Source organism: Paraglaciecola hydrolytica (genome assembly GCF_001565895.1).
In the GTDB taxonomy this organism is placed as follows: domain Bacteria; phylum Pseudomonadota; class Gammaproteobacteria; order Enterobacterales; family Alteromonadaceae; genus Paraglaciecola; species Paraglaciecola hydrolytica.
This window is the reverse complement of record NZ_LSNE01000009.1, coordinates 157,159-166,787: the sequence shown is the minus strand read 5'-3', so window position 1 is coordinate 166,787 and position 9,629 is coordinate 157,159. Positions and strand designations below refer to the sequence as shown.

The following is a 9,629-nucleotide window of genomic DNA, read 5'->3' as shown; positions in this document are numbered from 1 at the left end:
CAAATAAATATTTGTTGACCAAATGGACAAGTAATTGGCACCCTTCGTGCAATTTCAGCTTGGGAAAATGTAAACCTACCTAAAATTAATTTATAAGCGCGAACTAAGCGACAAGAAAACACCGGGGAACTAAAACATGTCTAACAATTTATTTAAAAATGCGCCACTGGCTAAAGCTGTTGCTATGGCCTTAGCCATAGCGACGACTGGACAAGCTATCGCACAAGAGCCTGATGCTGCCGATAAAAAAGAAAACGAAATTGAAAAAATTCAGGTAACAGGCTCTTTAGGTAGTTTGCCAGGACAAGATGTAGAGGCGGTATTCGGTTTTGGTAAATCCATATTAGAAACCCCACGTTCAGCGTCCACCATCAGTGACGAGCAAATGGAACGTTTTGCCATCAGCGACATCGATGAACTGGTTGCTTTTGCACCCGGTACCTTTACCCAATCGTTTTTTGGTGTGGCGGGCTCTTTGGATGTACGTGGTACACCAGGTGAAACTTATTTTCGTGGCGTTAAACGCTTAGATAACCCAGGTAACTACCCTACCCCCATAGGTGCATCAAGCCGAGTTGATATAGTACGCGGCCCTGCATCACCTATTTATGGACCAGCTAAAATTGGTGGTTACTTAAACTTTAATCCAAAATCAGCCCGAGCTAGCGGTGGTCAATATTTAGATCAAAACAAAGGTGCGATGTCTTACACTTTAGGCAGTTGGGACAAGTCAGTTTTAACCGCTGAGTTAGGCGGCCCCGCTTCTGTCGCAGGTAAAAAATCGGGCTTTTATTTATACGGTGAAGTCGAAAATTCTGGTAGCTATTACGAAAACACAGGTACTGATCAAACCGTACTACAAGCCTCATTTAACGTAGATATTACCGATAATTTACGCATAGAATTTGGCGGCATGTACCATGATTATGCTGGTAACCAAGTTGCTGGCTGGAACCGTTTAACCCAAGATTTAGTGGATACAGGTACTTATATCACAGGTACTGCACAACCATTAGATACCAATGGCGACGGCTGGATCTCTCACCAAGAATATAACGCGGTTAACGTTAACCCATTTATATGGCAAGTACCCATGAATGAGACTACGCCAGATCTCATTCCGGATATTATGGCCCTAGAAAATGTAGGTACCACCACACTTAAAGGCAGCCAAGTATTGGTAGCGGCCGAAGACAAATTATTGAATACCGTAGAAACCTTGTACTTTGATGTAATTTATTACACCGATAGTGGCTGGGAAATTAAAAACCAATTTTTCTACGAAGGTTATGAAAACCTCAACGAAAATGCCTATGGTTTTTCTCAATACCACGACAGTTATGTAGTAGAAGATAAAATTGTTTTTTCAAACGAGTATGAAACTGACAGTTTAATCGCACAGCTGCAGATTTCGCCCTCACTACGTTACATAGACTTTGAACACGGTGAAGATTGGAAAAACGAATATTTTGACCGTCGTGATCTCACCATGGCATCAGGTGCACTGGATAGACGTTTATTAGCCACCAGCATTGATGACGATTATACCGAGTGGTACACAGGTAATTATTTAGATCTTGGCTTTGGAGTCATGGTCGACTTAACCTGGGACTTTGGTCTTAATATCGTATTAGGTGCCCGTTATGACTCCTTTGATATGGAAAGCCATTCAGATGTAGAAAAAACCCTATTAGGTAACTATGGCTCGGGTTTTGTCATTGTATCGGAAGATGGCAAATATTTTCTGAATGACTTTGGTGCCGACCCAGTAAACTACACCGCCTCGGATATTACGGCCCCTGTGGATGCAGAAGACACAGTTGACGGCGTATCATGGAATACCAGTATCTCGTATAAGTTTGATTTTGGTTTAATTCCATATATTACCGCTGCGGAGCAATCAACCATCATAGTAGGTCAAGGCGCGGAAATTAAAACCGGTGCTATCTATTCTGGTGGTGTATTTGATAAATCTACTTTGATGGAATACGGCGTTAAAGGCACATTTTTAGAAGACTCTTTGTATTTTGCCATTGCAAACTATGAACAAGAGCGTACCGATACCAAAGCTCAATCTGCGACCTTAAATAACGTGACGAGCACCAAAGGGACTGAGTTTGAATTACGTTGGGTGGTGAGTGACGACTTAGTTATCAGTGCGGGTTATACCAATGTAAAAGTTAAAAACTTAACGGCCCTTGAAGATGGTGGTCAGTATGGTTTTTATGGCGCAGAAGATATGCCCTTGGTTGATCCTTCATTAATTTTTGGTGGTGTGGCCGGTGGGCCTAACCCTAACACTAACAATCCAGAAGGTCGTAAAGCCGGTATTCCGGAGAATATCTATACCTTAACGGCAACCTATGATTTCCAAAATGGTTTTGCGGCAAACGCCAGTATTGTGGATGTAGACTCAACCTATTCAGGTTATTCTCAATCCGTATTATTACCCGCTTATACCTTGGTTAATGCTGGGGTTATTTATCAAGAAGAAATGTGGTCAGTGAGTTTTAACATTAAAAACTTAACTGATGAAACTTACTTCCGTTCAAACTTCCCTGACTTGTTTGGTAGTTCAATTGTATTGCCTGAATTACCACGGAGTTATCAAGCTAAGTTTGCTTATAAATTTTAATTAACTACCTATACTGCTTAATTACTAAGCAGTAGCACAAAAAAAGGGATAAGACTGCTTGCAGGCTTATCCCTTTTTTATAAGAGGATCTGTATGCAAGCTTTAAAATTCATTATATGTTTGATTTTGTTTGGCTTTTTAAGCGCCTGTAACGATGAACCAGCTAGTTCATCTGCAGTCGAGTCTCCAATCGAAATCAAAGTAGTAGTAGTCACCATGTTTGAAATTGGTGAAGATCAGGGTGACAAAGCGGGCGAGTTTCAATTATGGAAGGCCGGGCAAAAACTTGATACTTGTTTACCCTTCCCTGTTTCTCATCACGATATCTGCATTAACCCTCAATCCGGTGTCATGGGCATAGTAACAGGCATGGGCATCGCCAAAGCCACTGCCGCTATTATGGCGCTGGGGCTTGATCCGCGTTTTGATTTGAGCCATGCCTATTGGCTAGTGGCCGGTATTGCTGGTTTTGATCCAGCCGATGCCTCCATAGGCTCTGCCGCTTGGGCGACCTGGTTAGTGGATGGTGATCTGGCCCACGAAATAGACGGCCGCGAAATTCCCACTGACTGGCCAACGGGCTATTTTCCCCTGTTTGCCAACGAGCCGGTTAATGCCGGTACGGGTTTGCCAGCCCCTAAATTAAGCGACGGTTATTCAGCCAATGGCGAAGTGTATAAACTTAACGAAAAATTGACGGATTGGGCTTTTAATCTAACTAAAGATCTTAAACTTAGCGAATATCCCGCCATGTTTGAACTGCGAGAAAAATACACTGACCACCCCAATGCCCAGCGTCCGCCCTTTGTACTTAAAGGTGATCATCTAGCCTCTTCGACTTTCTGGCATGGAAAATTGATGAACCAATGGGCCAACGATTGGACAAGTTATTGGACTCAAGGCGAAGGTAATTTTGTGAGTTCTGGTATGGAAGATACTGGTGCTTATCAAGCCATGGTGTATTTGGCTCGTGCCAACTTAGCTGATCGCTCACGGTTTATGGTGCTGCGCACTGCCAGCAATTATTCCATGCAGCCACCTGATTTAACTGCCGTTGAAAATCTCAGTGCTGAAAGTGGTGAAGCCGGTTTTGCAGGTTTACTTTCTTCCGTTGAATCGGCTTATACTGTGGGCAGCAAAGTAGTCGATACCATAGTAGCCAACTGGGCCCAATTTAAAACCACTATGCCCTACGATGCAAGCAACATAATCACCCCAGCGACTAAACCTGTTAGTGAGGTTCAAGCCCAACTACCCGCCCAACAAACCACAAAATTAACCACCCAACAATTGGTGGATGCTTTGCAGCTTGAAGGCCACGTAGAAGGCGGGTATTTTCGTCAAACCTTTAAAGCCGATCATCGCCCTACTATCACCACTAAAAATGGCGATAGAGTCACCATGACATCCATCTACTATTTACTCAGCGCAGAGTCACCCATTGGTCATTTTCATATGAACCAGAGTGACATCATGCATTACTTTCACGCAGGTGATCCCATTACCTATTATTTAATTCAAGCAGATGGTGAACTGCAAACCGTGGTGATGGGCTCAGATCCCACTCAAGGCCAAGTGATGCAAACGGTAGTTAAAGGCGGGACTTGGAAGGCCTCAAAAATACCCACCGATGGCGATTTTGGTTATGGTTTAATCGGCGAAGCCGTTGCCCCGGGTTTTGAATATAGCGATATGCAATTGGGCCAAACTACTGAGTTAGTGGCGCTCTTTCCCCAGCATGCAGAATTGATTAAAAGCTTAAGCCGTTAGAGCAGTAACTAGATGCTAGATGCTAGATTCTAGATTCTAGATGCTAGTAAATGGTGTAGAACTAAAGCCAAAGATAAATGCCAAAAAGAGTGTTCTAAACTAGTTTCTAGTCACTAGCATCTAGTTTGCTTTTTACTGCTTTACGGCGGCAAAATGACTTAGCAACTCTGCATTTGTTGGGTATTTCTCCAATAACTCGGCCAGTTTTCTAGCGCCTTCTAGCGGCTTAAGCTGGGTCAGGGCTCGGCGCAACACAGTTGCATTTGCTAGTTCTTTGGCATTTAGCAACAGCTCTTCACGGCGCGTACTGCTTTTAGCAATCTCCACTGCGGGGAATATCCGCTGATTAGCAATCTCTCGAGACAAAACTATCTCCATATTGCCGGTACCTTTAAACTCTTCAAATATCACCTGATCCATTTGGCTACCGGTATCAACCAATATGGTGGCGAGGATAGTTAACGAGCCGCCGTTTTCAATCTTGCGAGCAGAGCCAAACAGTTTTCGTGGTATTTCCAAGGCTCTAGCGTCAAGCCCTCCCGACAGAGTACGACCGCTGCTTCTACTTCCCGCATTATGCACCCTTGACAACCGAGTAAGAGAATCGATAACTATCATCACATCATGACCTTCGCCAGCTTCTTTGCGTGCTCTACGAAGCAGGTTATTGGCCACTTTGACATGTTGTTCAAAACTTTCGTCGGTGGATGATGCGTGTACTTGCGCAGGCACACTGCGTTTAAAATCAGTGACTTCTTCTGGTCGCTCATCAATAAGCAAGGCATAGAGCTTGATAGCGGGATAGGCTTTGCCCACCGCCTGACAGATATGTTTTAAAAGGGTGGTTTTACCACAGCCTGGCGGTGCAACAATTAAACCCCGCTGCCCCAAACCAATTGGCGTGATCAAATCCATTGCACGCATGCTGAGTTGCTCAGAGCCTAGTTCTAATTGGATACTTTGGCACGGATTGATGGCCACACCATCCATAAAACGCTTCTCTGGATCATTTTCTAGTGATACGTCGCTAACTACTTCATTTATTGGAATAGCGTCTTTAGGTTTTTTGATATTCAAAGATAGTATTTTTCTGGTCATGGTATCGCTTTATAACGTTAGGAATTAAGTGCTTTTTGTAAGCTTGGATAAACTAAGCTAGGGATCTATTGGATTTCCAACAGTTCAACTTCAAAAATCAGCAAAGAGCCGGGAGTTATGCTGCCTGCGGCACTATTTCCATAACCTAATTCAGCAGGAATAAAAAATTTGAATTTATCTCCCACCACCATCAATTGCACACCTTCGGTCCAACCTTTGATCACTTGATTTAAAGGGAAACTAATGGTTTTGCCACGCTCTACTGAGCTATCAAATACCTTACCGTCTAACAACAAACCATGATAATGCACTTTTACCGTAGAGCTCGCACTTGGATGCACACTGCCCTCGCCTTTAATTAATACTTGATATTGCAAACCCGAAGCGGTTTGTACCACACCTTCGTTAAGTTTATTTTTAGCTAAAAATGCTTTGCCTGAGGCGACATTTTCGATGGCTAACTTTTTATCAGTATTCTTTTTTACAAAGTAGAATATCGCCAATGCAATGACTACGACGATAACAATAAATTTCATGAGGTGTCCTATAAGTGTAAAGAGTGTTGCATTCTAACACTCCATACTTTGAGCGAAACAGTTATCTACCACACAATGTAACGAGCAGAGGAAACACCATAAAATTTGCCGAGAATCACAATAACGGTGTGCAACAACCATCACTGTTGAGTGTAACAATAGACTCTATAGGAAATAATCAAACTTTTACTATCAATAGCGCTACGCTAGTTGATAACATCTTATTAATAAATCCCTGTAACTTGGTAGAGGAAAGTGTGAATGTCTCAACAAAAATTTCGACTCATAACACGTAGTGATTTCGACGGTTTAGTTTGTGCAGTTTTATTGAAAAAGCTGGATTTAATAAACGATATAAAATTTGTCCATCCCAAAGATATGCAAGATGGCAAAATTGACATTACTGCCAATGACATTGTCACTAATTTACCCTATGTAGCAGCCGCTCACTTAATTTTTGACCACCACCATTCTGAAACCTTGCGCAACACCGGCAACAACAAAAACCACATCATCGATCCCGATGCGCCTTCAGCCGCCCGTGTTGTATGGGATCATTACGGTGGTTTTGATGTTTTCCCAAGCGATTGGCAAGACATGATGGAAGCCGTTGATAAAGGTGATTCAGCTCAGTTTAATTTGACAGAAGTATTAGAAGCGCAAGATTGGAACTTATTGAATTTTTTGATGGATGCGCGTACCGGTTTAGGCCGTTTCCGTGAATTCCGTATTTCCAATTATCAGTTAATGATGGATCTGATTGACGCCTGTAAAGACCATTCAATTAGTGAAATTTTAGCACTGCCAGATATCAAAGAACGTATCGATCTATACCGTGAACATGAAATCAAATTTAAAGAGCAGATTACCCGTTGTGCAACGGTATATAACAATTTAGTTGTACTTGATCTAACCGACGAAGAAGTGATCTATGCGGGTAACCGTTTTATTATTTATGCACTATTCCCACAATGTAATATTTCAATTCATAAAATGTGGGGCTTTCAAAAACAAAACATCGTGTTTGCCACTGGCAAATCCATTTTTGACCGCAGTTCAGCGACTAATGTTGGTGAGCTGATGCTTAAATATGGTGGTGGTGGCCATCATGCTGCTGGTACCTGTCAAATCGATAAAGACCAAGCGGCTACAGTAGAAAAAGAGCTGATTAAACAGATTAACTTAGATGGTTAATTGGGCTTAAGGCCAACAACAAATGCTTTGTTTGTATTTTTATATCCTATCATCAACATCTTAAACCTACTGCAAGGTCGATTGTTTAATCACAATCGACCTGTTACATCATCTTTTACACTTTGCTATTTGTTGACGTTGTTTAGTTGCAACAAATTCTATTATTTTCTCATTCACCAATTCAGCTTGATCCACACTGATAAAGTGACCGCTGTCTGCAATAATCTCAGCCTGTATACAAGGCATGACTTTCATAGCCCTATCAATACTTTCCTGATCATTAAATAAGTCATCATCTCCAGCCAAAATTAACACGGGCAATGTGAGCGCGGCCAGTTGCTCGTCATCGAAAGGTTGCATGCTGATTAACAATGGTGATGGCGATACCGTTGTAATGGTTCGGTAAAATTGATCAATATACAACTGCTCGATGCCATCTACATTGCTCGACAGAGTCGCTAAGATCTCACGCAAGCGATCACGTTGTGGATATAAGGCAAATAGCAGATTGGACAAAATATCCACGCTGGGCTCAAGCCAGTTCAAAGTTTGCGCTGGGCTTAGTAGTATCAGTTTATTAAATCGTTGCGGTCGACTTAGTACCAGATTAGTCGCAATCCAGCCACCTTGTGAAGCGCCAACAAGGATTGGATTGTCGAGTTTAAGTGCGTCGAAAATTTCAAAATACCATGGGATGACGGTTTCAATTGAATCATCATCATGTTTGAGCCTAGATTTTCCCGGCCCCACAATGTCATCGACAGCATAGACCCGGTATTTTTTAGATAAGGCCTTTGCATTGGGATACCACATGGTGGAATCTGCATTCATACCATGGAGTAAGATGAGCGCTTCACCGTCAGCAGGACCAGAGACAATAATATGGGCAGTGCCGAAGGAGGTAGGTACTTTTAACTCACGATAAGGCGTGTCCCATAAGGTGAGTACACGCTGATATAGTTCATCATTACTAAGGCTTTCGGGCTCCTGTGTGAGCAATTTTTGGTATTCTGAATTTTTATCCGGGAGGCTATAGGTTTTAGTGATGTTGTCGTTGAAACGACCTCGTTCGCAGCCGGTAAGTAGACATACAACAATCAATAACAAATAGTTTTTCAATGCAGCTCATTCTTTATTTTGTGGATGGGCAGAATAAACGCTATGGATGACCTAAGCAATGAGCAACAGCGGTTGTTTGTCTTAAGTTAAACCAACAATAAGGGAACTCTTTCATTTTACACCGCCACGCAATTCCACAGATTTTGGGTATCGTTATTTGTCGTCCAGTCTTCTGCCCGGATAATCACAGTAACAACCAATTAAATACTATAGGCACCAACATGAAGATAGCCACACCGCTCGTTTAACCTTGCATTTAATGAGCACGACTTATTATTTGAACTAGACCAAGATCCCTTAGGTGAGCATGCAGCGGTTTATCATCAAATGCCTGTTTAGCTGAGTTTCAACAAGGGATTCCAATGAATTTGGTAACTCAAAAGGAACTTAATATTTTGTACAATATCACGACCAATATTGCTTAAAATACTGGGCTGTTTAGATTGAACTAAAGCTCTTATACTGAACCCAAGTTAACTCAATTTAGATCAACCTTAGGATCATCACTATGCGCAAATTAACCAGCTACATCACGACTATTTTAATGCTGTCTGGCCTATCTTACTCAGTGCAAGCGCAGGAAAACAATAAACGTCTCGATTTTGTGAGTGAGCAATTATCCGTGCAAATGTTGAATAATATACGCGCTTTAAGCAGCCCTGAGCTGGTGAAAGCTCAAGCCGAGTATTTTCGCCTCATGTACACGGCCTTAATTGACAGCGGATTTACTAAAGAAGAAGCCTTAAAAATTGTGATTGCCATGGCTGAAAGTAAATAAAACGTTTTTACGAACTAATACGTCCACATACTGCGGATTTTAGATTTTTCTTTGTCAATTTCAGGTCCGCTTAAGTTGCCCCAGATCAGCATTCCTACACGCTGTTCCAAGTAGGCGGTTGATACTCTGTAGGCATAGAGAGGCATGTTTAACGCCGCATTTTCCATTTCAAAGGCCCACATTTTTAAGCTACCGTTTTTTTCTTCGGTGAGTATGCATTTATAAAAATGACTGGGCACCGGCACCGATATACCGTTTTTATCTTTTTCCCCAATGAGTTTAATGTTGGCCATAAAATCGAAGATAGGGCCAGTCAGTACGTAGGTCTCTAATACATTGGGTTTACTATCAAGTTTTCTAATCGCATCTTCTAACTCGCGCCATTTACTGCGATTAAAACTCGGGGTTTGCGGTGACATGTTCGAGAGTAAAAAAGTCTCGCTATTTTGAATGTCACTGTCAATTTGATTGGCACTAGCGACTAAATGACCTCGGTCAT

The 9,629-nt window shown here is 42.1% G+C and carries 8 protein-coding genes; 4 read left to right on the top strand and 4 right to left on the bottom strand.

From position 1 onward, the window contains the following. Positions 1–136: 136 nt before the first annotated feature. Both AX660_RS16480 and AX660_RS16475 read left to right on the top strand, forming a co-directional pair. On the top strand, positions 137–2,635 hold the full coding sequence (locus AX660_RS16480) for a TonB-dependent siderophore receptor (RefSeq protein ID WP_068379099.1): 2,499 nt from the start codon (positions 137–139) through the stop codon (positions 2,633–2,635). 93 nt (positions 2,636–2,728) lie between these two features. Then, the gene (locus tag AX660_RS16475) at positions 2,729–4,405 is read left to right on the top strand and encodes a cupin domain-containing protein (protein ID WP_068379092.1); all 1,677 of its coding nucleotides are present in this window, start codon (positions 2,729–2,731) and stop codon (positions 4,403–4,405) included. Positions 4,406–4,537: 132 nt separating this feature from the next. On the opposite strand, the gene rho is transcribed toward AX660_RS16475, so the two are convergent. Both rho and AX660_RS16465 read right to left on the bottom strand, forming a co-directional pair. After that, positions 4,538–5,503 (bottom strand): transcription termination factor Rho, encoded by a 966-nt coding sequence (gene rho, locus AX660_RS16470; RefSeq protein ID WP_068379088.1) that lies wholly within the window; start codon positions 5,501–5,503, stop codon positions 4,538–4,540. A gap of 65 nt (positions 5,504–5,568) precedes the next feature. Continuing rightward, positions 5,569–6,039, bottom strand: a complete 471-nt coding sequence (locus AX660_RS16465; protein WP_068379086.1) for an FKBP-type peptidyl-prolyl cis-trans isomerase — start codon at positions 6,037–6,039, stop codon at positions 5,569–5,571. Between the two features lie 261 nt (positions 6,040–6,300). Between AX660_RS16465 and AX660_RS16460 the strand changes: the two genes are divergently transcribed. After that, positions 6,301–7,233, top strand: coding sequence for an exopolyphosphatase (locus tag AX660_RS16460; protein ID WP_068379082.1), 933 nt, complete (start codon positions 6,301–6,303; stop codon positions 7,231–7,233). 108 nt (positions 7,234–7,341) lie between these two features. Here the strand turns inward: AX660_RS16460 and AX660_RS16455 are convergent, their stop codons facing one another. Continuing rightward, the gene (locus tag AX660_RS16455; protein WP_068379078.1) at positions 7,342–8,352 is read right to left on the bottom strand and encodes an alpha/beta fold hydrolase; all 1,011 of its coding nucleotides are present in this window, start codon (positions 8,350–8,352) and stop codon (positions 7,342–7,344) included. 508 nt (positions 8,353–8,860) lie between these two features. Here AX660_RS16455 and AX660_RS16450 point away from each other — a divergent pair. Beyond that, on the top strand, positions 8,861–9,130 hold the full coding sequence (locus AX660_RS16450; protein WP_068379076.1) for a hypothetical protein: 270 nt from the start codon (positions 8,861–8,863) through the stop codon (positions 9,128–9,130). A gap of 14 nt (positions 9,131–9,144) precedes the next feature. Here the strand turns inward: AX660_RS16450 and AX660_RS16445 are convergent. Then, positions 9,145–9,629 (bottom strand): DNA/RNA non-specific endonuclease (locus AX660_RS16445; RefSeq protein WP_068379072.1); only part of this gene is annotated, 485 nt, incomplete at its 5' end.